The 22,421-nt window shown below is 57.8% G+C and carries 22 protein-coding genes and 1 tRNA gene (1 of these 23 cut by a window edge); 15 read left to right on the forward strand and 8 right to left on the reverse strand.

Features of this window, described 5'->3' with window-relative positions:
* Positions 1-81: 81 nt before the first annotated feature.
* Positions 82-2,697, reverse strand: coding sequence for an ATP-dependent chaperone ClpB (gene clpB / locus IE087_RS03340; RefSeq protein ID WP_189367658.1), 2,616 nt, complete (start codon positions 2,695-2,697; stop codon positions 82-84).
* A gap of 442 nt (positions 2,698-3,139) precedes the next feature.
* On the opposite strand from clpB, the gene IE087_RS03345 reads away from it, so the two are divergent.
* Positions 3,140-3,451 carry an orotidine 5-phosphate decarboxylase gene (locus tag IE087_RS03345; protein ID WP_189367659.1) on the forward strand — a complete coding sequence of 104 codons (312 nt, stop codon included), beginning with the start codon at positions 3,140-3,142 and terminating at the stop codon, positions 3,449-3,451.
* A 195-nt stretch (positions 3,452-3,646) separates the two neighbouring features.
* On the forward strand, positions 3,647-4,363 hold the full coding sequence (gene pyrF / locus IE087_RS03350; protein WP_189367661.1) for an orotidine-5'-phosphate decarboxylase: 717 nt from the start codon (positions 3,647-3,649) through the stop codon (positions 4,361-4,363).
* 221 nt (positions 4,364-4,584) lie between these two features.
* Here the strand turns inward: pyrF and IE087_RS03355 are convergent, their stop codons facing one another.
* On the reverse strand, positions 4,585-5,019 hold the full coding sequence (locus IE087_RS03355) for an NUDIX hydrolase (RefSeq protein WP_189367663.1): 435 nt from the start codon (positions 5,017-5,019) through the stop codon (positions 4,585-4,587).
* Positions 5,020-5,073: 54 nt separating this feature from the next.
* Here IE087_RS03355 and IE087_RS03360 point away from each other — a divergent pair, with 54 nt between their 5' ends.
* Positions 5,074-6,327, forward strand: coding sequence for a DNA polymerase IV (locus tag IE087_RS03360; RefSeq protein WP_189367664.1), 1,254 nt, complete (start codon positions 5,074-5,076; stop codon positions 6,325-6,327).
* Between the two features lie 3 nt (positions 6,328-6,330).
* On the opposite strand, the gene IE087_RS03365 is transcribed toward IE087_RS03360, so the two are convergent.
* A complete protein-coding gene (locus IE087_RS03365) occupies positions 6,331-7,191 on the reverse strand; it encodes an N-formylglutamate amidohydrolase (RefSeq protein ID WP_189367666.1) in 861 nt (286 codons plus the stop codon).
* A 149-nt stretch (positions 7,192-7,340) separates the two neighbouring features.
* On the opposite strand from IE087_RS03365, the gene IE087_RS03370 reads away from it, so the two are divergent.
* Both IE087_RS03370 and ykgO read left to right on the forward strand, forming a co-directional pair.
* A tRNA-Val gene (locus IE087_RS03370) sits at positions 7,341-7,415 on the forward strand.
* Between the two features lie 108 nt (positions 7,416-7,523).
* A complete protein-coding gene (gene ykgO, locus IE087_RS03375; RefSeq protein ID WP_005850168.1) occupies positions 7,524-7,649 on the forward strand; it encodes a type B 50S ribosomal protein L36 in 126 nt (41 codons plus the stop codon).
* A 106-nt stretch (positions 7,650-7,755) separates the two neighbouring features.
* Here ykgO and IE087_RS03380 read toward each other — a convergent pair whose 3' ends face one another.
* Positions 7,756-8,250 (reverse strand): GNAT family N-acetyltransferase, encoded by a 495-nt coding sequence (locus tag IE087_RS03380; protein WP_189367668.1) that lies wholly within the window; start codon positions 8,248-8,250, stop codon positions 7,756-7,758.
* Between the two features lie 229 nt (positions 8,251-8,479).
* Between IE087_RS03380 and IE087_RS03385 the strand changes: the two genes are divergently transcribed.
* The 5 genes from IE087_RS03385 (at position 8,480) to IE087_RS03405 (ending at position 13,097) form a co-directional block, all read left to right on the forward strand.
* Positions 8,480-9,898: a tyrosinase family protein gene (locus IE087_RS03385; RefSeq protein WP_189367670.1), complete on the forward strand. Its 1,419-nt coding sequence runs from the start codon at positions 8,480-8,482 to the stop codon at positions 9,896-9,898.
* A gap of 18 nt (positions 9,899-9,916) precedes the next feature.
* On the forward strand, positions 9,917-10,225 hold the full coding sequence (locus tag IE087_RS03390) for a hypothetical protein (RefSeq protein WP_189367672.1): 309 nt from the start codon (positions 9,917-9,919) through the stop codon (positions 10,223-10,225).
* Positions 10,226-10,517: 292 nt separating this feature from the next.
* Positions 10,518-10,742: a hypothetical protein gene (locus tag IE087_RS03395; RefSeq protein WP_189367674.1), complete on the forward strand. Its 225-nt coding sequence runs from the start codon at positions 10,518-10,520 to the stop codon at positions 10,740-10,742.
* 97 nt (positions 10,743-10,839) lie between these two features.
* A complete protein-coding gene (locus tag IE087_RS03400; protein WP_229801282.1) occupies positions 10,840-11,979 on the forward strand; it encodes a radical SAM protein in 1,140 nt (379 codons plus the stop codon).
* Positions 11,976-13,097 (forward strand): aKG-HExxH-type peptide beta-hydroxylase, encoded by a 1,122-nt coding sequence (locus IE087_RS03405; RefSeq protein WP_189367677.1) that lies wholly within the window; start codon positions 11,976-11,978, stop codon positions 13,095-13,097. The genes IE087_RS03400 and IE087_RS03405 overlap by 4 nt, the downstream gene beginning before the upstream one ends.
* 96 nt (positions 13,098-13,193) lie before the next feature.
* Here IE087_RS03405 and IE087_RS03410 read toward each other — a convergent pair whose 3' ends face one another.
* The gene (locus IE087_RS03410; RefSeq protein WP_189367680.1) at positions 13,194-14,252 is read right to left on the reverse strand and encodes a sodium-dependent bicarbonate transport family permease; all 1,059 of its coding nucleotides are present in this window, start codon (positions 14,250-14,252) and stop codon (positions 13,194-13,196) included.
* Positions 14,253-14,348: 96 nt separating this feature from the next.
* On the opposite strand from IE087_RS03410, the gene IE087_RS03415 reads away from it, so the two are divergent.
* From IE087_RS03415 to IE087_RS03425, 3 genes are all read left to right on the forward strand, one after another.
* Positions 14,349-15,212 carry a LysR family transcriptional regulator gene (locus IE087_RS03415; RefSeq protein WP_189367681.1) on the forward strand — a complete coding sequence of 288 codons (864 nt, stop codon included), beginning with the start codon at positions 14,349-14,351 and terminating at the stop codon, positions 15,210-15,212.
* 95 nt (positions 15,213-15,307) lie between these two features.
* Positions 15,308-16,183 (forward strand): glutathione-dependent disulfide-bond oxidoreductase, encoded by an 876-nt coding sequence (gene yghU, locus IE087_RS03420; RefSeq protein WP_189367683.1) that lies wholly within the window; start codon positions 15,308-15,310, stop codon positions 16,181-16,183.
* 224 nt (positions 16,184-16,407) lie between these two features.
* Positions 16,408-16,887: a hypothetical protein gene (locus IE087_RS03425; protein ID WP_189367685.1), complete on the forward strand. Its 480-nt coding sequence runs from the start codon at positions 16,408-16,410 to the stop codon at positions 16,885-16,887.
* Positions 16,888-17,536: 649 nt separating this feature from the next.
* On the opposite strand, the gene IE087_RS03430 is transcribed toward IE087_RS03425, so the two are convergent.
* The 3 genes from IE087_RS03430 to IE087_RS03440 form a co-directional block, all read right to left on the reverse strand.
* Positions 17,537-17,902 (reverse strand): helix-turn-helix domain-containing protein, encoded by a 366-nt coding sequence (locus tag IE087_RS03430; RefSeq protein ID WP_189367687.1) that lies wholly within the window; start codon positions 17,900-17,902, stop codon positions 17,537-17,539.
* A 261-nt stretch (positions 17,903-18,163) separates the two neighbouring features.
* Complete coding sequence (locus tag IE087_RS03435; RefSeq protein ID WP_189367691.1) at positions 18,164-19,741, reverse strand: ABC-F family ATP-binding cassette domain-containing protein; 1,578 nt, start codon at positions 19,739-19,741, stop codon at positions 18,164-18,166.
* A gap of 370 nt (positions 19,742-20,111) precedes the next feature.
* Positions 20,112-20,600, reverse strand: a complete 489-nt coding sequence (locus tag IE087_RS03440; RefSeq protein ID WP_189367696.1) for a fasciclin domain-containing protein — start codon at positions 20,598-20,600, stop codon at positions 20,112-20,114.
* A 246-nt stretch (positions 20,601-20,846) separates the two neighbouring features.
* Here IE087_RS03440 and IE087_RS03445 point away from each other — a divergent pair, with 246 nt between their 5' ends.
* Positions 20,847-22,340, forward strand: coding sequence for an FMN-binding glutamate synthase family protein (locus IE087_RS03445; protein WP_373296477.1), 1,494 nt, complete (start codon positions 20,847-20,849; stop codon positions 22,338-22,340).
* A gap of 72 nt (positions 22,341-22,412) precedes the next feature.
* On the forward strand, positions 22,413-22,421 hold the beginning of the coding sequence (gene msrP / locus IE087_RS03450; RefSeq protein ID WP_189367698.1) for a protein-methionine-sulfoxide reductase catalytic subunit MsrP. It continues 897 nt past the right edge of the window; only the first 9 of its 906 coding nucleotides appear in the window; the start codon lies at positions 22,413-22,415; its stop codon lies beyond the right edge, outside the window.

Here is a 22,421-nt window from a genome sequence, read left to right on the forward strand (position 1 = left end):
ACCCATGGAGTCTGGTCGTACTCTGGATTGTTGGGGGATGCCCCGTCTCGGGACATCCCAGTATCAAAACCTGGTCAGAGCTTAGTGCACCACAGCATCATCGGGTCGCGGACGATTGGTGCCTGATACCCGGTCGCCAATGATCAAGCCGTCGGATCCAGCTGTCACCTCAACCGTCTCTCCATCCTTGATGTCGCCAGCCAGCAGCATTTCGGCCAACGGATTTTGAAGCGCTGATTGGATGACCCGCTTCAGCGGTCGCGCCCCAAAGACTGGATCATATCCTTCGTCAGCCAGCCATGTCCGGGCACCATCATCCAGCGACAACTCGATTTTCCGAGCGGCCAGGCGTTTGAGCAGCCGGGCCATCTGGATATCGACAATCCCGTCCATATCGCCGCGACCCAACCGATCAAAGATGATCGTCTCGTCCAGACGGTTCAGGAACTCGGGCCGGAAATGCGCCCGCACCGCGTCCATCACGTCCCGCCGCGCATCGCTCGCATCCGCGCCGTCCGGCAATTGGCTCAGCGCTTGGGCGCCCAAGTTCGAGGTCAGGATGATCAGCGTCTGCTTGAAGTCGACTGTCCGGCCCTGACCATCGGTCAGCACCCCGTCATCCAGCACCTGCAACAGAACGTTGAACACATCAGGGTGCGCTTTTTCGACCTCATCGAACAGCACGACCTGATAAGGCCGCCGCCGCACGGATTCGGTCAGAACACCGCCCTCGTCATAGCCAACATAGCCCGGAGGGGCACCGATCAGACGCGCCACCGCATGCTTCTCCATGAATTCCGACATGTCGATACGCACCATCGCGCTGTCATCGTCGAACAGGAACTCGGCTACGGCTTTGGTCAGCTCGGTCTTGCCCACACCGGTCGGCCCGAGAAAGAGGAACGAACCCAAAGGCCGGTTCTCGTCATTCAGACCCGCTCGCGCGCGGCGCACTGCATTGGCCACGGCCCGTACAGCGCTGTCCTGACCGATCACCCGGTTGTGCAACTGCTCTTCCATACGCAGCAGCTTCTCGCGCTCGCCTTCCAGCATCTTGGAGGTCGGAATACCGGTCCAACGTTCAACGACGCTGGCGATCTGCTCGGGCCGCACGGCCTCTGCCACCATCGCATCGGTCTCGGCACCTTCAGCCTCCTCAAGCTTGCGCTCAAGATCAGGGATCACGCCATAAGACAGCTCACCCGCCTTCGCCAGGTTGCCCTCGCGCTTGGCGATATCCAAAGCCGCCCGCGCGTGGTCCAGCTGCTCCTTGATGTCGCGGGCCGAGGCCAGCTTGTCCCGCTCGCCCTGCCACTGCGCTGTCATCTCGGCGCTCCGTTCCTGCAGGTCGGCCAAGTCCTTTTCAAGCGTCTCAAGCCGATCCTTCGACGCTTGATCATCCTCAAGGCGCAGCGCCTCAACCTCGATCTGCATTTGCAGAATCTGACGATCGAGTGCGTCCAGTTCCTCGGGCTTGGAGTCTACTTCCATGCGCAAGCGCGACGCGGCCTCGTCCACAAGATCGATCGCCTTGTCCGGCAGGAACCGGTCGGTGATGTAGCGATGGCTCAGTGTCGCGGCAGTCACAAGCGCACTGTCCGACACGCGCACACCGTGGTGAAGTTCGTACTTCTCTTTGATGCCCCGCAAGATACTGATCGTATCCTCAACCGTCGGCTCGGCAATCATGACCGGTTGGAAACGACGGGCCAGTGCCGCGTCCTTCTCGACATACTTGCGGTATTCATCGAGAGTTGTGGCACCCACACAGTGCAACTCACCCCGCGCCAAGGCCGGCTTGATCAGGTTGGCCGCGTCCATTGCGCCATCCGTTTTGCCCGCCCCCACCAGCGTGTGCATCTCATCGATGAACAGAATAATCTCGCCTGCGGCCTCGGTCACTTCGGTCAGAACAGCCTTCAGCCGCTCCTCGAACTCACCGCGATATTTTGCACCGGCAATCAGCGCGCCCATATCCAAGGCCAGCAACCGTTTGTTGCGCAGGCTTTCGGGCACGTCTCCATTCACAATGCGCAAGGCCAGACCTTCGGCGATGGCGGTCTTACCAACACCCGGCTCACCAATCAGAACCGGATTGTTCTTGGTCCGGCGGGACAGCACCTGCATGGCCCGACGAATTTCCTCATCCCGGCCAATAATCGGATCGATCTTGCCCGCCTCGGCACGTTCAGTCAGGTCCATCGCGTATTTCTTCAACGCGTCGTACCCTTCCTCGGCGCTCGCCGTATCGGCAGTCCGCCCCTTGCGAATGTCATTGATGGCAGAGTTCAAAGACTGCGGGTTCACCTTACCCGCCTCCAGCGCATCCTTTGCAGCGGATTTGACCATGCCCAGCGCCATCAAGACGCGCTCGACAGGCACAAAACTGTCACCTGCCTTCTTGGCCAATGCCTCAGCTTCGGCCAATACCTTGGCGGTCGCATTGTCCAGGTAGACCTGTGCGGCATCGCCGGTCACCTTGGGCATTTTCGCAAGCGTCTGATCCACATGGGTCAGAACGCGGGCCGGATCACCACCGGCGCGCGTGATCAGGTTGGATGCGAGGCCCTGCTCGTCATCCATCAATGCTTTCAAGATATGTTCGGGGGCCAGCCGTTGGTGGCTGTCGCGTGCGGCGATCGTCTGCGCTGCTTGAACAAAGCCGCGCGACCGCTCCGTGAACTTCGACAAGTCCATGGGTTATTTCTCCTTTGTCAGCGCCCCTTTAAGGTCGCGCCCTCTCAGAGGCACGCGACCCAGCGGGCCTACGAAAACAAGATGGGGAACGGCAAAGCGTTGCACAAGTGCCACAGGTCGAATTCCTGCACGTTTTTCAGGGCCACATCCGGTCGCACCTATACGGGTCAGCATCACGTCAATCCTTCACATTCGTACGGTCCATTCACGGCTTTTGGCAAAACCTTGCCGATTCAATGGGTTAGAAGAAGCGCCATTTTCCATACGCATCCGTTGCTGAAAAGTTAGCAATTTCAGAATCTTGCCTAAAATCAGCCGCTTAATCTGAAACGTTGGGCACAGGTCTGTGAATCAACGTGACGGGAATTCCCCCTTAAATCCTGAAATCTCTCACCCATGTTGAATGGCACACGAGCAGAACCACAACATGTAGGTGACCAAAATGCAGACTGTTCCGTTGCAACTGAGCGATGTGATCTACAACGCCGCCACGCAGTCTTTCGAAGCCCTCGTAACAGTGCATGACGCAATGGGCGCGCGCAGCTATGCCTGCGCTATCAATGCGCCCATCACGATGGAGTTCGCGGATGCCGCCGATGGCCTTGCAACCCAGGCGATGCGTCGTCACACACGGGGCCGGTCCGATCAAATACATATGCCTGCGGCCATGGCGCCGCGCCGTTCCAACCGGCTTGCCGGGTTGCGCCGGATGACGATCGACACGTTTGCCGCGCTGCGTCCACGCGCGGCCTGATTTCCCTCGTTTCGTTGCCCCATGGGCTTTGCGCATCTTCTGTCCCCGCGCAAACCCATCGCAACGGAACCACACAGAGACAGGTGCCTGCCTGCTAAGTCTCTGACACTGGCCCGGGTGCGTTCTGCATCCGGGCTTTTTTTCATCTTCAACCTGCCCTAAGACCACGCAAACGCCAGATGCGGGGGACCAGACATGGCAGACGATAGATTGATCGTGGCAATGGACGTGCCAAACGCAGTGGCCGGATTGGAACTGGCGGACCAGCTGGGCGACAGCGTCAGTTTCTACAAGATCGGCCTGGGCATGCTGACGGGTGGTGGCCTCGCCCTCGCGAACGAACTGAAACAGGAACGCGGCAAGCGCATCTTTCTGGACATGAAGCTGTTCGACATCGGCGCCACGGTCGAGGCTGCAGTCCGGGGACTGGCACAGTTCGACCTGGATTTTCTGACCGTGCACGGCGACCCCCACGTAGTGCGCGCCGCCAAGGAAGGGGCTGCGGGCAGCAACCTCAAGATCCTGGCCGTGACCATTCTGACATCCCTTGACCGGACGGACCTCGACGACTGCCTGATCAAGGCTGGCGACATCCCTGATCTGGTGACGGAACGGGCCAGGCGCGCCTTTGGCGCAGGAGCAGACGGTGTTATCGCCTCCCCCCAAGAGGCACGCGCGATCCGCGCCCTGCCCGAGGCGGACAACCGGCTGATCGTCACGCCCGGCGTCCGTCCAGCGGGCGCAGATGTAGGCGATCAGAAGCGAGTCGCGACGCCCGCGAGCGCCGTTGCCGACGGTGTGGATCATATCGTGGTGGGCCGTCCAATCTGGAAAGCGCCAAGCCCAAAGGCCGCAGCCGAGGCGATTTTGTCAGAAATGCTTAGTCCGCAGGCATCATCGCCAAACCACTGAGTTCACGCAGCTTTTCTTAACCTTTGGCAGTGGCGACAAGGCGACTGCATCAACAGTTTGTGCCATTTAAGCAACGCACCACAGGATATTGGAAGGGTCAGGAAATCCCGACTCGGAAAACTCCCGCAAAGGTGGTAACTTGACGCTAGGTGATACTCCCCGACGAACCGGCTCTTCCTGAGGTTCGTCACCTCCCCCCGCTCAGCGCGGGGGGCTTTATGTTAGGCCCTTTCAATCGTCGCAGACATGACACCGGCCAAGTAGTCGCGCAGGCGTGGTTTGAATTGTGGTACGACCAATTCGTGGTCCAAGAACGTCTGTACATCCATCAGATCCCACGCCTGACCCTCATCCCCAAGAGAGATCTGGCTGGCCGTATCCGCGGGCACATGGGCCGCAAAAAACCATGAAATCTCCCCACTGCTGGACCCGTAATCGCGGCCCCAACGTACGAGGTCAGGGTTAATGGTCAGGTTCAGCTCCTCTTGGGTCTCCCGCAAGGCACATTGCAAGGGTGTCTCACCCGCTTCCCAGCCACCGCCCGGCAAATCCCAGTGACTGGGCCACAGCAGTCCGGGCTTGTCATCGCGCAGCAACGTGGCCAAACGATCACCCACAAACAGGGCGAGTTTCGCCCCGATCAAACGTCCAGCCATGTTCAACCCCTCACCAGTTTGCTACAGGAAAAGGACTAGCCACAAAGCCGCCCCATGCCCAGCCTATGCCGTGATTGCCTGACGACCTTCGAAGCGGGTTCCCGCTGCCCGTCCTGTGGCGCGCCGCGCGTGGTCAGCCATCCGGAACTCTTTGATCTCTCTATTGCGCATATGGATTGCGACGCCTTCTACGCTTCGGTCGAAAAGCGAGACGATCCCAGCCTCGAAGGCAAGCCGGTGATCATTGGCGGTGGGCGACGCGGTGTTGTCTCGACCGCTTGCTACGTGGCGCGCATTCGCGGCGTCCGGTCGGCCATGCCGATGTTTCAGGCGCTCAAGCTGTGTCCCGAGGCTATCGTCATCAAGCCGCGGATGGAGGCCTATGCCGAAGCCTCGCGCGCCATCCGCGACATGATGGAGGAGATGACACCGGCCATCGAACCTTTGTCATTGGATGAGGCGTTTCTTGACCTCACAGGCACGGCCCGCCTGCACGGCGCGCCGCCAGCGGTGATGCTGGCACGGTTGATCAAACGTATGCGGGATGAGCTGGGTCTCACGGGCTCCATTGGCCTGTCCCACAACAAGTTCCTCGCGAAGGTCGCCTCGGACCTCGAAAAGCCACATGGCTTCTCGATCATCGGTGCTGCTGAAACCGCCGACTTTCTGCGGGACAAGCCTGTGCGGCTGATCTGGGGTATTGGCCCGGCGGCACAAGCATCACTCGACAAGGCGGGCATTCGCACTTTCGCCGACCTCCTCCGTTGGGAACAGACAGATCTGGTGGCCCGGTTTGGGTCCATGGGTGACCGTCTCTGGAACCTCGCGCGCGGGCGGGATGCACGTCGGGTCACGCGAAATGCGCCGATGAAATCCATTAGCAACGAAACAACCTTTGGCGAGGACACCAGCAACCCCGATATCCTCGACGGACACCTCTGGCGCATGGCCGAAAAGGTGTCCGGGCGTGCCAAGGCGCGCGGGCTTGCAGGCCGGGTGGTGACACTCAAACTCAAGCGGCATGATCATTCCTCCCTGACACGGCGGGTATCCATGCGCGACCCTGCGCAACTGGCCGACACGATCTATCGCACGGCGCGTGGATTGTTCGACCAGTTGGGGGACGAGGGACCTTATCGGCTACTGGGTTGCGGCATCTCTGATCTTGTGGATGCAGACAGCGTACAAGCATCGGGCGACTTGCTAGACCCCGACGCACGCAAACGCGGAGAGGCAGAACGGGCCGCCGACGCGATTCGGGATCGCTTTGGACCAGATGCCATCGTCAAAGGGCGCGCACTGCGCTGACAGCTATTCCGCGGCGAGCGGGAGGCGGCTTTGACCGACGCGTGACACCTCGGCCACCACGGCGCGCAACCGACCCCGCACCGCATCAAAGTCAGCGTTGGGTTCGATCAGGCGCTCGTTCATATACAGGGATCGGTCAATCTCGACCTGGATGGCGTGCTGATTGCGGGACGGACGGCCATAGGCTTGCGTCACATAGGCGCCTGCAAAGGGTGCATTGCGGGCCACCGTAAACCCGGCCGAGGCAAAGGCCGCTTCGACAACATCCATGATCTCGCCACCGGCCGCTGCACCAAAACGGTCGCCCAGCACAACGTCGGGGCGCTTCCGCGCACCTTGGGCAATGCCGTCCATCGCTTCGTGCGGCATCGAATGGCAATCGATCAAAACAGCCAGACCATGATGCTGGTGGGCACCGTCCAGCAGCTTTTGCAACATCTGATGATAGGGGCGCCAATACAGATCAATCCGCCGCTCGGCCTCGCGCATGGGCAGCTTGCCACGGTAGATCACGCGACCATTAGCTACCACGCGCGGGATGACACCCAAACCACTGGCAATGCGCGGATTGTGCCCCTGACGGCGCACGCCTTCTATCAGGGCCGGGTCCAGCTCATCTGCACTGCGGTTCAGGTCCACAAAGGCACGCGGTGCGCCAGCCTTAAGCAACGGCGCGCCGTGCTGCGGTGCCATGTCGAATAGCTTGTCCACAAAGGCATCTTCCGAGGACCGTATGGTGCGCTCGTCCAGCACTGTTCTCCGTAGAAAACTCCACGGGTAGTCGCGCCCGGAATGGGGCGATGCAAACACCACGCATGACGCGCGACGCTCAGGGTGCAGGACTTCGTACGCAACCTTTGGCATGGACCCTCCTCTGCTTTCTAACATAGCCCGAGAACTGGGGAAGCCAAAAGCCCTTGATCCTCACTTCGACTCCTTTTATACGCCCCTCACCCGGCGCGGATTTCCGCGCCCGCTTTCTTTGTGGGCAGGCAATTCGGGACGGTCACAGTGGGCGATTAGCTCAGCGGTAGAGCACTTCGTTGACATCGAAGGGGTCACAAGTTCGATCCTTGTATCGCCCACCACCTATTCCGCCAACCGGGGCAACCCGCACGGCACCAAAACACCGGCACCCACGTGCCAAAACGCAACCCGGCGCTGCTTCGCGCCATGAAACATGAGGAAGAAGCGCCATGAAGGTTCGCAACTCGCTCCGTTCGCTGAAAAACCGGCACCGTGATTGCCGTGTTGTGCGTCGCAAGGGCCGCGTATACGTCATCAACAAGACGCAGCGCCGGTTCAAAGCACGCCAGGGCTAAAACCCAAGCGACAGAATTCCAGAAGGCCGTTCCGTTTCGGGGCGGCCTTTTTGTTTGGTAACACGTGTGGCGTCAGAGCATGGGGAAAATCAGAGGTCTTGCGACCCTAACTACCGTCCCTGGCGACAACATGCTTCTCAAAAAGCCACACATCCAACGGGAAATCCCCTTCGGATGTATCAAGGTTCACCACCCGTCGACCCAGATTTACCCAACCTGATTTCTCATAGAATCGACTGGCCCGGTGATTGCCCACAGCACAGGCAAGCCAAGCCAGATCGTACCCATTTGCCGCGACACGAATCTCTGCGTCACCTATCAGCGCCTTGGCGACACCAGACCCACGCGCAACGTGCGAGACATACATCTGATAAAGCTCATCACCCTTGACCATGCAAAATCCAAGCACGTTCGCCCCATCAACAGCGATGCGGGTACAGGCAAGATTTTCCAAAGCGCGGTCCCGAAAGCTGTCCTCGGTGCGTAACTCGCACAGCCGGCGCGGAACAATGTCAGCATGTGCCTCGTGCCAACCAGACACCCAAACTGCGCAAATCTGCTCTACGTGGCCTTTCGTTGGTCTCTCCAGAGAATAGTGCATGGGATCACGCTATCTTTGCGCTCCGATTTGAGCAACGGACAAGACCAATACATCGTCAACCGAACAAGGTTATCAAGCGAAAATACATTTCAACCGTTCAAGCTTGCTCTGGGAATTTTACACGCCCGCAGTACAGTGCATTGCGGTTTTGACGAGTGGCGCATTTTGGCCTGGGCTGCGTTTTGTGATACTCTATTCCGCAGTTGATTTAGGATTTTGGAGTTTTATTATGACAACTGTCGCAAAGCTGAATTATTTGAGAAAACAAGCTGGACTTCCCCTGATACGATTTGATCTGACGCGCCTGCGCGACAATGATATTCAGGATTTGCGTGATGCGTATGCGGCGATGTACGAAATTTCCGATATCGCACAGGGGGATAATCGTGGGTATTACATATATGCACGCGGTCATGGATACGATCTTGACCTATGCCACAATGACGACCGTATCTTTCTCACGTGGCATCGGTCTTACATCTATTCATTTGAGAAAGCGCTAAACAGTGCGTTGCAATGGAAACGGCAGGACAGCGAACTTGAACTGACTTTACCATATTGGGACTGGACACAGTTTTTGACTGCCACCCATGCCTCGAATGGTTTGCCCAAAGTTGTGGATGACGACACCTACATCAATGCCCAAGGCGACGAGGTACCCAATCCGTTGGCCCGTGCCAAAAGCCTGTTCCGCATCGTCGGCCTGGGTCTGACAGGCGATGATCAGTACACAAGCCGTCTGCCCACAAGACTAAGGGACGACATACCTCTGCTGAAAAATGAAGTGGCCCGGTATCTGACCAATCCAAGCTTCAGCGCCTTTCAGGCCGACTTCAATTTCGCGGCCCATGGGCATATTCACGTGGTGGTCGGTGGCAGCGATCCGGCATCCCCTTTGCCCTTTCCGGCACGCGATATGGGGCGCACGGTTTCTGCCGCGTATGACCCGGTCTTTTGGCTTCATCATGCCATGTGTGACAAGGTTTGGGCGGATTGGCAGCAAATCTGGCCTAACGCCAATATCCCCCAGCATGTGCTCGACACCGTGGTCTATGACGGCAGGCTTGGCGCTGATCTGATCGATAACGAAACTTCGCTGCGATACATCTACTCCGAAGACTCGGTCGAGGCGGCCATTGGCGCTTTGGGCACGTCCGACACAGCCCCTACTGCTGCGCTTTCAGCTGCCGCCAGCCAGGTCAAGGAAGTGCAATTGGGCACGGTCGAAGCAGGTTTTGTGCGCGCTGAGCTGGAGTTTCACAAACTGCGGCCACCACGTGATAGTTTCGAGTTGCGCGTTTATATCGACAACCCGTCCTGTGACGCCTCGTCCGGTTATGAAGATGACTCATATGCCGGGCGCATTGTCTTTTTCGGACACGGCCCATGCCACGGCGCGCCCGGGCACTGCAATCCGGATCTGGCGATCCGGGATGAGTACGATTTGCGCCCCAAACACCCGCTCAGGCACGAACACACCCGCTTCCGCGTGGACATAACCCGCGGTTTGCGACGCTTCATCGGCCGCAAGAAGTCTGTGAAGAACCTGCAGGCCTATCTTGTGATTGTTGACGACGCGGGTCATCGTGTGTCGTCCGAGGTTGTCAGTTACGACCAGTGTTCGCTCAGAACATTCGCCAAGGATTGATGCCAGCATGGACGGGTCATGGAAGTCACGCTAACTGAAAATGCGCTAAAAGAAGGGGTTCTGCGGGTTTGGCTCCGCAGGATTCCTGACGAGGGCGGGATTGTTCATGCCTATGCCGTCAACAACCCGAACAGCGCGACCCCCGTGGCGTCAGCGACCCTTTATGGACGTGGGGCGGGTTCGGATGCCAGCGAACGTGTGATGTTGGTTTTTCGACTGAACCTTGATGACGTGGCCGGTGCGCTTTCAGCTGGCGACGTGCTGAACATTCAGTTGGAAGGTGATGACGATGGCACCTTTCAGTTTGATATTCTTGGGGTCGAGTAGAAGGCGTCTTGACCGTTTGGTGCCGGCGCGCGAAACCAAGATCGACTGGTATGAACACATCCCGAACAGCAGGTGTTTTGACGGAATCAACTGGCCGAAAACTGGGCACAGAATCACCCGTGTCCCGCTGGATCGACAACAGGCTTGGGTAACGCAAGGTTGAGACGGCATGGTGCGCCTCAAGCGGTTGGGTTGTCTCACAAATCCGGCATCACGCCTCCGGCCTACGAAAAAAACCGAAAATGTGATATGATGACGATATTGAAATAACTTTTTTAAAGGAAATAATGACATGGCTGATCTTGATCGTAAGAACCTGAAATTTGATGTCGATACCGCCTCTTTGGCAGACCTCCAGCAAATCCAAAGCATGATTATGGGCCGTATCGTACAGGACATTCAGGCAAAGGCCGACCCGACTGCAATGTATGACAGCCACGGCTCCAATCATACAAACCATTCGGATGCAGTTGCCGCGGCAGCCCTTGCGGCGCGCGTGAACCCCGGAAACCGTTAATCCGGTAATCCGGCGGGTCGGATCGGAAACTAAATCCGCTCCGACCCAACAACTCATTACAAGGTAAATCGGTATGAATAGCATGTCCTTTCGGGCAATGCCTGATCGTGCGCCATTGCGTTGGATTATTTTAAAGATTCACCAGCGCTGCAATCTCAATTGTTCTTATTGCTATGTTTACAATCGAGGGGATGACAGTTGGAAGTCGCGGCCCAAACAAATGGGCAACGATGTCATTGATCGCGTTTGTAAATTGATCGTCGAACATTGCGCACAATACGGTATTGATGAATTTGTCATTGAACTTCACGGCGGCGAGCCAATGCTTGTCGGCAAGGCGCGGTTTGTTGAAATCGTTGAACGGATTCGCAATGCCTGCGCACCCCTGCCCATAAAGCTCCTGATGCAGACCAACGGCACGCTGCTTGATCAGGAGTGGAGCGATATTCTGGCAGAACACGCCGTTGCCGTGGGCATCAGCGTCGATGGTCCCGCCGAGTTCGCGGATCAGAAACGGTTTTATCACAATGGCAAGGGCTCAACCAACGACGTGCTACGACGCCTGTCTTCGGTGAAGTCACATCCGGACAGGCCCTTTACGCACGGCTGCCTGGCCGTCATCGACCCGTCCATTCCCGGTGCGGACATGATCGACTGGCTGGTCGAGAACGACATCATGTATGCCGACCTGTTGCTGCCGCTCGGAAATCGGGCCAACCCACCGGACGGATGGACCGGCCCCGAGCCCTATACAAAATACATGTTGGATGCGTTTGAACGGTGGTGGGCGCTGGACGGAGATGCGCCGCATATCCGGTTCTTCGAAATGATGATACGCGCGCATCTGGGATACAAACCCGAACTGGACGCCCTCGGCGGTGATCTTGGCGCACTCTGCGTTGTGGAAACCAACGGCGCCATCGGCATCTCGGACGTGATCAGCGTGTGCGGCGGGTACAATGGCACCGACCTGATCAACATCTGGGACACCGGCCTGGACGAGCATGTTGAAAAGCTGGACGTTGATCTTGTTCAGAAACCCTGCGCCGCATGCACGTCCTGTACCGAGTTTGCGGCATGCAATGGCGGCTACCTGCCGCATCGCTGGGACGGGTCAGGTTTCGACAACACATCGCTCTACTGCGAAACACTTTTTGCGCTGTCCACCCGCATTCGCGAGGCCATCGCCGCCTCCCTGCCAGACAGCATGATCAAAACCAAGGAGGTTGCCGCATGACATCCCCTGACTTTTCGGCATTCGAATGCTTTGCCTGTGCTGACAGCGCACGCCCGGACCCCCTGTTCGGGTTGGTCGCACAAGGCTACGCGAACTCCGTGATCTCGAAAGTGGTCGAAGGGCCGGGTCACGCACATCTGATCGTTGCGCTGCAAGGTTGGATGGACCAGCTGCAGCCATTAACGGCAACATGGCAGGCCAGCGTTTCGAAGCTTGGCAGGCGTATCTTTGATGAAGGTCAAGCAGCCGACCCCGAGCGGGTTGGCCGATTGCTCCTGGACTTGAGCGACAGTTTGGTAAATGCGGACTTTGCTTTCGAACTGAGCAGTGGCCTGCCAGTGATACACGAGGGCCGGATACACAGCGCAACAGGTCCGGTGAATCTGATCAAAGAGAATGGTCAGGTTTCGGTTCGTGGTCTGGATGACGGGCTGACGCTTTCCACGGATGAATCGATTACCATGGTCGAAACCAAACAGTCCGTGGATTCCCTTTGCAACGATGGTGAACCCGCCGTGCCCCTCGATCTGTCCAAAGTGGACAACTACGGATGGGCAGCCGAGGTGTCAGAGGGGATAGGCCTGATGTCCACGGTCAACCCGGATTACGAAATCTGGGTCCGGCGCCTTCTCAACACCTTGATCCTGACCGGACGGCTTGAAAACCGGACATGTTCGGGCAGTTGGTCCGACACGTCCGGGACGGTGTATATGTCCCAGCCCAACTCCCTGCTCGAAGTAGGCGAGGTTCTGATCCACGAATGCGCTCATCAGCATTTTCACCTCGCCTGCCGGGTGTTCCCCATGAAAACCGAAACGGAGAATGGCCGTTATTTCTCGCCCCCTGTCGGGCGCGACCGACCCCTTGATATGATCCTGATCGCCTATCACGCGTTTGCCAACGTTCTCACTTACTATGAGTGCGCGTTCGACATGTCGCTGGGCGATCAACTGTCTCACAACCGGTACAAGAGCTTCAGTGAGGAGGTGGCTGTGCTGGAAAGCTATCTCGACAACAACAAGGGCCTGTCTGAACTGGGCCGTACCATTTTCTCGAACCTTCGGCAAAGTCGGCGGGATCAGATCAGCACATTGCCAAACATGGCTGCAGACGCATAAGCGCCTCGGCTGAAATCGGCGTAAATCCTGCCAACTCTCGTCGGTAGGATTTACGCGAGGTCCGGGACGTGTGGCACTGCATACACTGCGCGCCCATCAGAACCCGATGAAGTAATCGGCCAGCACCATGAACAAGGGAATGCTCAGAATTGCGACCGGGGTACCAAGGCCGGTGGATGTGCCGACATAGGCAGAGGGGTTTGCTTCGGGCAATGCACCGCGCATGGTCGGTGGGCCTGAGATGTCAGAGCTGGACGCAGCCATGATCGACAATAGAACCACACCACCTGCTGAAAACCCGGTCAGATGGTGCGCGATCATCCCTGCTCCAAACCCCAGCGCACCATGCACAAGTGGTGCCGTCAGCCCGTAGAACAGATAGGCATGTGCCACCCCTTTCAGCTCCGACAACCGCGACCAGGCTTCGATTCCCATGATCAGCATCAGTACAGACAGCAGACCCCGGAACAGTGGCTCGTAAAAGCTGGCATAGACACTCTCGGGCCGTGCAAACAGGCCAAGGGCCAATCCCAAAATCAGGGCAGAGATAGCGGGTGACCGCAACGTGTCGACGAGAATTCCTTTGATCAGACCTTGCTCGATCGCCGGCTCTCCGGTGCCGCCAACACCGCCCAGCGTCATTGTACCATCGCCCTGTACCATGGCCTCTTTGCGTGCCGCCGCCAGCCGCGCCAGCACAATCGCTGTCACCAGCGCGGCCACGTCCATGAAGGGATAAAGTGCCCCGATGAACCCTTCATAGGCAATGCCCTCATCATCCAGCACCGCCATACCCGCAGCCAGGGTGGAGGCCGAGACGGCCCCGAACAACCCGACCGTTGCCGTGGCATCCAATTGCGAAACGCCCCGCCAGCGGGCCAGAGACACCCGTCCCAGAAGGACAATCGCGACACCGATCGCTGCCGCCAGCAATGCAGGTACGACCAGTTCGACAAAGTTGGCACTGCGTACTGAAATGCCCGCTCCGATACCCACCTTGAGCAGAAGCAGGACAACAATGAATTTGTAGACAGGTTCGGGAATCTCGAATTTGCTGCCAAGGGCTGCCAGCATCATCCCTCCGATCAGAAAGGCGAGGGTTGGCTTTTGCATCTGGGTCAGGATGGTCGAAACGATGTCTGTTAGGATGTCCATGGCGGGCCTCTGTTCGGTTGCTCGGGCAGAGGTAGGCCAGCACGAGGTAGATAAAAAATATAACTATTGCAGAAAATCGTTCTATATTTTGAATGTATGGACGCATTGAATTATCATCATCTCCGCTATTTTCGTGCCGTCGCACACGAGGGAAACCTGACCCGTGCGGCAGACAAACTGAACCTGTCTCAGTCCGCTTTATCCACGCAGATCAAGGCGTTGGAGGCGCGTTTGGGTCATGCCTTGTTTGATCGTGTGGGGCGGCAGTTGAAACTGACCGAGGTTGGGCGGATCGCCCTTGACCACGCGGACCGTATCTTTGGCACCGGGCGGGAGTTGATGGAGACGCTGAATCGCAGCGCCAACCACACGCCGCCCCTTCGCGTTGGTGCGCTTTCCACATTGTCGCGCAATTTCCAGATCCAGTTTCTGCGTCCGATTCTGGATCATCCCGACGTCGATATTGTTCTGAAGTCGGGTCAGAACGTGCCTTTGCTACGGTCGCTGTCCGAACTCGCGCTGGACGTTGTGTTGACCACCGAAGCACCGACCAGCGCCGCTGGCTCCGATTTCATTGCCCATCGCCTTGCGGGGCAAGCTGTTGGCTTGCACGGAAAGCCGGATAGGATGAGGCATAAAACATTGAAATCGGTTCTTGAAACTGAGGCGGTTATCGTTCCGACCGAAAGCGCGATCCGCACCGGGTTTAACCGTCTGACTGCACGGCTCGGGGTTCAGCCTCGCATTGTCGCCGACGTGGATGACATGGCCATGGTTCGCCTGTTGGCACGCGAAGGTATTGGATTGGCACTTGCACCAGAGATTGTCTTGGCTGACGAAATTGCGTCCGGGCAATTGGTGACTGCCCCCTTCAACACCGGGATCACCGATACATTCTACGCAGTCACAACCCGCCGGAGTTTTCCGCACCCGATGCTGGACATGTTGCTGCCCGACTGAGATGGCGTTGTGCAGTACGGCACAGGCCCGCCCCTTGCGAGCCCCGTACAACGCCATAGGTTGCGACAATGAATCAACAGAAAGGCTCTTCCCACATGAGCGATCCGACATACACGCCCCCTGCCAAATGGACATGGGACGCCGAAAGCGGCGGCCAGTTTGCCTCGATCAACCGTCCCATTGCCGGCCCCACCCACGACAAGGATTTGCCGGTCGGTAAACATCCATTTCAGCTGTATTCGCTGGCGACGCCCAATGGGGTCAAGGTGACCATGTTGTTCGAAGAGCTGCTGGCAGCCGGAGTGACGGACGCCGAATATGACGCGTGGCTGATCAACATCGGTGAAGGAGAGCAGTTCGGATCAGGCTTCGTTGATGCAAACCCCAACTCCAAGATTCCCGCACTGATCGACCGCTCGGGCGACAGAGAGCTGCGTGTGTTCGAAAGTGGGTCGATCCTGATCCACCTCGCTGAGAAATTTGGCAAGTTCCTCCCGGCCTCGGGTCCTGCCCGGACCGAGACGCTGAACTGGTTGATGTGGCAGATGGGCTCGGCTCCGTTTCTTGGGGGCGGTTTCGGGCACTTCTACGCCTATGCTCCTGAAAAATACGAGTATCCCATCAACCGCTACGCTATGGAGAGCAAGAGGCAGTTGGATGTGTTGGATCGCGAGCTTGCGAACAAACCCTTCATCGCGGGGGACGAGTACACAATCGCGGACATGGCGATCTGGCCTTGGTACGGGCAGCTATGTCTGGGCCGACTCTATTCGGCGGCGGAATTCCTGGATGCGGAGAGCTACACAAATGTGCTCGCCTGGGCCAAGAAGATCGACGAGCGGCCCGCGACCCTGCGAGGACGGATGGTAAACCGGTCATTTGGTGAGCCGGCCCTGCAACTGCATGAACGCCATGATGCGTCGGATTTTGACACGCAGACGCAGGACAAAATCGGGCCCAAAGACGACTGAACCGGGATTTGTCCCCGCGGGGACAAGCTGTTCGGTGCATGCACCCAATATCAACCGATGTCTCAAACAAGTGCGAAAACAAGGCGCTATCGCACCGTACTGTGTGGTAGCGCATTTTAACCAACTGAACCGCACCCTCGTGCCCAATGGGGCGCGGTCGGTTGCCGGGAGCAAAGTGCGGACTAAGTCTCGGGGATCTGACCTGATCCGGAGACTTGTCCCCAATGCGTCTTGCTGCCCTTGCCCTTTTGACCGCCCTCCCTTCTGCTGCCATCGCTGATCTGACTGTCAGTTTCCGGGATGGTGCGCCGAAGGACCGCTTTACTCTCAGCTATGATGGCGCGTGCGCTTTGGATCAACTTGACGTGCAGATTGACTTGGGCACGGCACCTGCTGGGCTGATCTTTGACACCACAGGCGCCGGCGCGGGTGTTGAAGTGTTTCAGCCGCTGGAATGGGTGGCGGGCCGCGCGCGCACATCACAGGTCACGGATGGAGATACCGTTCTGTCCGTGTCGCTGGATGGCGTGGAACCAGGGACAAGTTGGGCATTTACCGCAGATATCGACGACACAACCAGCGCCCGCCAGATTACCGTGGATGCGTCGGAAATGGCAGGCGCGATGCTGCGTGTGGAAGGGCAAGCGGCGGTGTTTGATGAGTCTGGCGCGGCCACGGTCAAATTGCAGAACTGTCTGTCGTAGCGCGGCGGTGTGTTTGCCGTTTGCGAAATCTGAGCCCAAAGTCAGGAACTGATTCTGACAGCTTGATCTTAAAGTCCGACACACAGCTGCGGTGGGTGATTTGGAGACCAGAGGGCGGAGCAAACAAGGCGCTGGAGACGTTGCGAATCAAATGCTCCGGTTCCGCACGTCTGTTCACGTGTGGATTGCAAAGCCGTTTCGCTGGGTTCCTCTTGCGGCGCACAGACAAGTGGGCGTCCATATCACCACCGATGTCTGAACAAGCTACGAATCCTCAGCCCTTTACCCGATCGTGTTCGTGCTTTTTGAGGAACGGTCAACGTCCAGCGATTCGCTGAACTTTCGCAGTCAGTAGTATGCGACGTTGGGTTGCCATCACGCGTCGATTCGAGGGTTGGGCGACCTTTGAGGAGCGTGTTCAAACTGCTTTGAATAAGTGAACAACTCTGGTGTGTAAGGCCTGGTGCTTTGGGTGATTGAAAACACCCGTAACTGTCCGTCAAGGCACAGGCTTTGGATCAGCACTGAAGCCGGGTGTTTGGCCAGAACATGAAAAATCGGACCGACTGCATTTAAGCAAGCCGATCCGAATAAGATGCTGAAAATGTATGTATGAAAGGCTTAAGAGAAAGCTGTCTTCTGATCCGCTTTAGGACGCTTGACGTGTGACTGACAGCCTTGAAACATCCTCAATAAATGTGACGATGCGCGACTTGATTTTGTCGTCATCGATGGCAGCGAGTGCCCTAACAATGTCAAGCCCGTAGTCATTGTGCTGTGCAGCGGTGTTGTCTGCGTCCGCTAACCCATCGAAGAAATAGGACGTTGGGACGTCCAGAATTCGCGAAAGTTCAAACAGGCGGCTCGCTGCTACTCGGTTCGAGCCGATTTCGTATTTCTGGATTTGCTGAAAGGACAGATCCAAGCGTTTTGCAACGTCGGTTTGGGACATACGGCGCAATCTGCGCATCTGCTTCAAGCGTTTACCAACGTGCACGTCTATGGGGTGTGACATAACCGATTACCTTTGTTTAACTCTACCCCCGGTTTCGCCCAGTACACGCATCGGTTCAATTCTCTAAATGCACACCCTAAACCATAGGTTGATGTTAGGTTGATGTATGATCCATCATACATCGGATGGAAGCTGCAGTGTCCTGACAGCCGCCGGTTGTAAGTTCACCTATGTGACTGCTGTTTTCGGTGTGTCTGCCCTGCTTCGTGAGTATTCGATCTAGGTTCGCCAACATTGCTCTGAAGATTCACCAGTGAGCTGTCATGGCAAGGTGAGGCTGCGCGTCACTCCAATATTGTCCAGAAACTCCCGGTCGTGACTGACGACGAGGATCGCGCCGTCATATGCGCTGAGGGCGGCTTCCAATGTCTCGACCGCTTCGATGTCCAGGTGATTGCTTGGTTCGTCCAGAAGCAGGAGTTGACGTGGCTGACTGTGTCCAAGGGTACAGGCCAATCCGGCGCGCAAGCGCTGTCCACCGCTGAGCAAGCCAATGCGCTGATGGGCGTCATCGCCCCGAAACAGGAAGCGGGCGAGCGCCGCGCGCCTGTCGTTTTCGGTCGCGTCGGGGTCAAGGCGCGCGAAGGCGTCGCGCACTGTTTCTTCGGGATCGAACAGAGTGAGATCCTGATCAAGAAGTGCCACCGGGACATGCAGGTCAATGGAGCCGCCCTGCGGCTGGAGATCGCCGTGAATGCAGGCGAGCAACGTTGATTTGCCCGTGCCGTTTGCCCCCTCGATCGCAACGCGTTCGGGGCCGCGGATTGTCAGTGACACATCCTTGAGGATGGGGTGATCGTGTTGATATCCGAAGCGTAGGCTGTCGACCTGCAGTACATTGCGACCTTCAATCAAGCCGGAGGCGGGAATGTCGATGGCGAGGGGCTGTAGAATTTCGATTGCATCACGGGCTTCATCCAGCGTGGATTCCGCGTTGTCCAGCTGTCGGCTGCGCAATCGGGCGGCAGAGGCGCCTGATCCTTCGCTGCGTTCTTTTGCGGCGTCGAGCACCAGTTTCGATTGGCTTCCCGAGGCGCGCAATTGTCGACCTTGCCGGTCGGTGCGCGCCTTGCGTTCGGCGGCAAGTCGTACCCGCGCGCGGGTTTCTGTCATTGTCCGTTCCGCGCGTGCGAGATCTTGTTCTGCCGATGCCAATTCAGCGATTTTCATGTCCCGATAAGCCGCGTAGTTGCCGCCATAGGTGCGTGCGCCCAATGTCGTCAGTTCGACAATCGTATCCATCTCGGCCAACAGGGTCCGGTCGTGGCTGGCGACGATGACGCAGCCCCGCCACGTGCGGAGGGCTTGGATCACCTGTGCCCGCCCAAGGTGATCGAGGTGGTTCGTTGGTTCGTCGAGCAATAGGGCGTCTGGCTTTTCAAACATGAGTGCTGCGAGGCCTGCGCGCGTGCGTTGCCCTCCGGAAAGTGCGCTGAGCCGTGTGTCTGGGGGGTGATCCAGGCCCATACCTGTCAGGGCGGCTTCCAACCGCGTCTCTATCGTCCAATCTGCATCTGCGAGGTCGTCCGCCGTTGCCGCGCCCCGTTCTGCGCGTGCGAGGATGGCGAGCTGGTCCGTCGCGCCAAACAGGTCGGCCAGCGTCGCGCCCGCGCGCTGTTCGGGATTTTGGTGCAAGACCCCGATCTTTGGTGGTTTGGTGATAGTACCGGATGAGGGGGTGAGTTCGCCCGCAATCAGGCGCAAGAGCGTTGTCTTGCCTGTGCCGTTGCGTCCGACGAGGCCCGTCCGGCCAAGGCCGAACGTCAGGTTCAGATCAGTAAAAAGAGCTGTGTTGTCTGGGGTGTGCCAGCTGAGGCCGGCCAAAACGATAGGGGACATGGAAAGTGCTCGCGTTTGGAAACCGTTGGGTGGTCAAATGGCGAGTGTGAAATCCATGTTCGTGGTCCCTGTATCTATCTTTCAAGAATATAGGGGATGGCCCGACTTGGATACAATGCTCATGATGCGGTGAATTGTCGATTTGTGGCTGCTTTGCCCAATGACCGATGCCGCACTACGTGTCGCAAAAGCGCTGCACTATATATGTATCTTGCAATGGCAGTCGTGCGTCACGGACGCCGACGTTTTCCTGCTTTTTGTTTGATCAGTGCCCCAAAAAGCGCCGAACACTGGGCGCCTTCAGTGCGAAAGAGGCCCCGGGGGGCCTCTTCTGTGAGTAATACGGTGTTCAGAAACACCGCAGCATTCGTCAGCTGCTGGTTTCGGGCAGGATCACCTTGTCGATCACGTGGATCACGCCGTTCGAGGTTTCGATGTCCGCGCTGACCACTGTTGCCTCTTCAACTTTGACGCCGTCGTCCAGATCGATGGTAACGGCTTCACCCTGAACGGTGGTGGCTTCCATGTCGTCCTGCAGATCAGTCGACATCACTTTGCCTGGGACAACGTGGTAAGTCAGGATGGCCGTCAGCTGGTCTTTGTTCTCGGGCAGCAGCAGGCTTTCGACTGTGCCTTCGGGCAGGGCGGCGAATGCTTCATCCGTGGGCGCGAAGACGGTGAACGGACCATCGCCTTTCAATGTGTCAACTAGGCCTGCGGCTTGCACGGCGGCTACGAGCGTTTCGAAGGAGCCTGCGCTGACGGCTGTGTCAACGATGTCTTTCTTGCCTGTGCCTGCGAGTGCGGCGGTTGCAACGGCGGCGATTCCGACAGTGGCGAAAAGTGTCTTGCGGATCATTGATGTGTCTCCCTTAACAGAGTTGCGATAACCGTCATTCGGCATCGATAGGGAAACGCGCAGCACTGAGAGGTGGATCACGTGGAAATTTTTCCCACTTTGTCTTGAAACGCGTCGCCGAACCCCTAAGCTGGGCCGTCTTCACATTTCCACTCACGACTTTGTTAAGCATGGCAGAAACCCGCCTGTGCTTGCGTCCTTGCGAAACGCTTTGCACAGTGTGCCCAGCTTTCACCGGAGGATGTCGTGGGATTTGCAATGGCTGTGCTCGAGGTTATGGTCCTCGGCTTCTTTTTTGTTATCGGTCTGGCGGTTGCCGTGGCTTTGGTCATGTTCGTCATCGACCGCGTTCAGACCCATGATGCGATCCGGCGAAACTATCCGGTCATCGGGCGGTTCCGGCATCTGTTTTCAACACTGGGGGAATTCTTTCGCCAGTACTTCTTTGCCATGGATCGCGAAGAGCTGCCGTTCAACCGGGCGCAGCGCGAGTGGATCAAGCGGGCGGGCGAGGGGGTCAGTAACACGGTTGCCTTTGGATCAACCCGCAACCTGAATGTAGTCGGCACACCGATCTTTGTGAACGCTGCATTTCCGCCATTGGAGGATCAGTTTGCCCGCACCGCGCCCATGGTCATCGGTGAAGGTGCGCGTACACCTTATACGGCGCGGTCATTCTTCAACATTTCTGGCATGAGTTATGGCGCCATTTCCAAACCCGCCGTACGCGCGTTGAGCCGGGGTGCGAAAGAGGCCGGAGTGTGGATGAACACAGGCGAGGGCGGGATCAGCCCGTACCACCTTGAAGGCGGGTGCGACATTGTCTTTCAGATCGGGACGGCCAAGTTCGGCGTGCGCGACGAGGACGGGAACCTGAGCGACGACAAGTTGCACGAGGTGGCAGCCCACAAGCAGGTGCGGATGTTTGAGATCAAGCTGGCGCAGGGGGCCAAGCCGGGCAAGGGTGGCATCCTGCCCGGAGCCAAGGTGACGGAGGAGATTGCCGGTATCCGAGGGCTGCGCATTGGGCAGGACGGGATTTCGCCCAATCGGCATGCCGAAGTGAATGACTGGAACGATCTGTTGGATCTTGTGTGTCACATACGAGACGTGACGGGGAAGCCGGTGGGCATCAAAACCGTTGTCGGGGCCGAGCATCCCGTGGCCGAGCTGTTTGCAGCGATCAACGCGCGGGGTCCGGCATGTGCGCCCGACTTTATTACAATAGACGGCGGTGAGGGCGGAACGGGTGCCGCGCCGATGCCTTTGATTGATCTGGTGGGCATGTCGATCCGCGAGGCGCTGGTCGCCGTTGTTGATATGCGGGACGAAGCGGGCCTGAAAGAGCGCATTCGCATTGTAGCGTCAGGCAAGCTGGTGAATCCCGGCGATATTGCGTGGGCCTTGGCGGCGGGTGCTGATTTTATCACCACCGCGCGGGGCTTCATGTTCAGTCTGGGTTGCATTCAGGCGCTGAAGTGCAACAAGAATACATGTCCTACCGGCATCACCACTCATGACAAACGGTTCCAGAAGGGTCTCGTCGTAGAGGACAAGGAAAAGCGTGTGACCCGCTATGCCCGCGAAATCATCCATGAGGTCGAGACCATTGCCCATTCTGTCGGCGTGGCAGAGCCGCGGATGATGCGCCGCCGTCACGTGCGCATCATGCAGGATGATGGCCGGTCCCGGCCGCTGAACGAAATCACTCCGAGTTACAACCCGGTGACAAGGGCGTGAGCGAATATCATTTTGGTAGCCGGTCAGACCCATCTATGTGCCATGGTGCTTGAAACCGTAGGAGACACATGAATGGCCCAT

It is taken from the genome of Tateyamaria omphalii, from assembly GCF_014651375.1.
Taxonomy (GTDB): Bacteria; Pseudomonadota; Alphaproteobacteria; order Rhodobacterales; family Rhodobacteraceae; genus Tateyamaria; species Tateyamaria omphalii.

Excerpts from the sequence above, each read along its gene's own strand:
- IE087_RS03400 (WP_229801282.1), top strand. The coding sequence starts at position 10,840 with ATGCCTGATCGTGCGCCATTGCGTTGGATTATTTTAAAGATTCACCAG.
- IE087_RS03440 (WP_189367696.1), bottom strand. The coding sequence starts at position 20,600 with ATGATCCGCAAGACACTTTTCGCCACTGTCGGAATCGCCGCCGTTGCA.
- IE087_RS03395 (WP_189367674.1), top strand. The coding sequence starts at position 10,518 with ATGGCTGATCTTGATCGTAAGAACCTGAAATTTGATGTCGATACCGCC.
- yghU (WP_189367683.1), top strand. The coding sequence starts at position 15,308 with ATGAGCGATCCGACATACACGCCCCCTGCCAAATGGACATGGGACGCC.
- IE087_RS03390 (WP_189367672.1), top strand. The coding sequence starts at position 9,917 with ATGGAAGTCACGCTAACTGAAAATGCGCTAAAAGAAGGGGTTCTGCGG.
- IE087_RS03385 (WP_189367670.1), top strand. The coding sequence starts at position 8,480 with ATGACAACTGTCGCAAAGCTGAATTATTTGAGAAAACAAGCTGGACTT.
- IE087_RS03380 (WP_189367668.1), bottom strand. The coding sequence starts at position 8,250 with ATGCACTATTCTCTGGAGAGACCAACGAAAGGCCACGTAGAGCAGATT.
- IE087_RS03430 (WP_189367687.1), bottom strand. The coding sequence starts at position 17,902 with ATGTCACACCCCATAGACGTGCACGTTGGTAAACGCTTGAAGCAGATG.
- clpB (WP_189367658.1), bottom strand. The coding sequence starts at position 2,697 with ATGGACTTGTCGAAGTTCACGGAGCGGTCGCGCGGCTTTGTTCAAGCA.
- IE087_RS03345 (WP_189367659.1), top strand. The coding sequence starts at position 3,140 with ATGCAGACTGTTCCGTTGCAACTGAGCGATGTGATCTACAACGCCGCC.
- IE087_RS03410 (WP_189367680.1), bottom strand. The coding sequence starts at position 14,252 with ATGGACATCCTAACAGACATCGTTTCGACCATCCTGACCCAGATGCAA.
- IE087_RS03435 (WP_189367691.1), bottom strand. The coding sequence starts at position 19,741 with ATGTCCCCTATCGTTTTGGCCGGCCTCAGCTGGCACACCCCAGACAAC.
- IE087_RS03360 (WP_189367664.1), top strand. The coding sequence starts at position 5,074 with ATGCCCAGCCTATGCCGTGATTGCCTGACGACCTTCGAAGCGGGTTCC.
- IE087_RS03415 (WP_189367681.1), top strand. The coding sequence starts at position 14,349 with ATGGACGCATTGAATTATCATCATCTCCGCTATTTTCGTGCCGTCGCA.
- IE087_RS03425 (WP_189367685.1), top strand. The coding sequence starts at position 16,408 with ATGCGTCTTGCTGCCCTTGCCCTTTTGACCGCCCTCCCTTCTGCTGCC.
- IE087_RS03365 (WP_189367666.1), bottom strand. The coding sequence starts at position 7,191 with ATGCCAAAGGTTGCGTACGAAGTCCTGCACCCTGAGCGTCGCGCGTCA.
- IE087_RS03355 (WP_189367663.1), bottom strand. The coding sequence starts at position 5,019 with ATGGCTGGACGTTTGATCGGGGCGAAACTCGCCCTGTTTGTGGGTGAT.
- IE087_RS03405 (WP_189367677.1), top strand. The coding sequence starts at position 11,976 with ATGACATCCCCTGACTTTTCGGCATTCGAATGCTTTGCCTGTGCTGAC.
- ykgO (WP_005850168.1), top strand. The coding sequence starts at position 7,524 with ATGAAGGTTCGCAACTCGCTCCGTTCGCTGAAAAACCGGCACCGTGAT.
- pyrF (WP_189367661.1), top strand. The coding sequence starts at position 3,647 with ATGGCAGACGATAGATTGATCGTGGCAATGGACGTGCCAAACGCAGTG.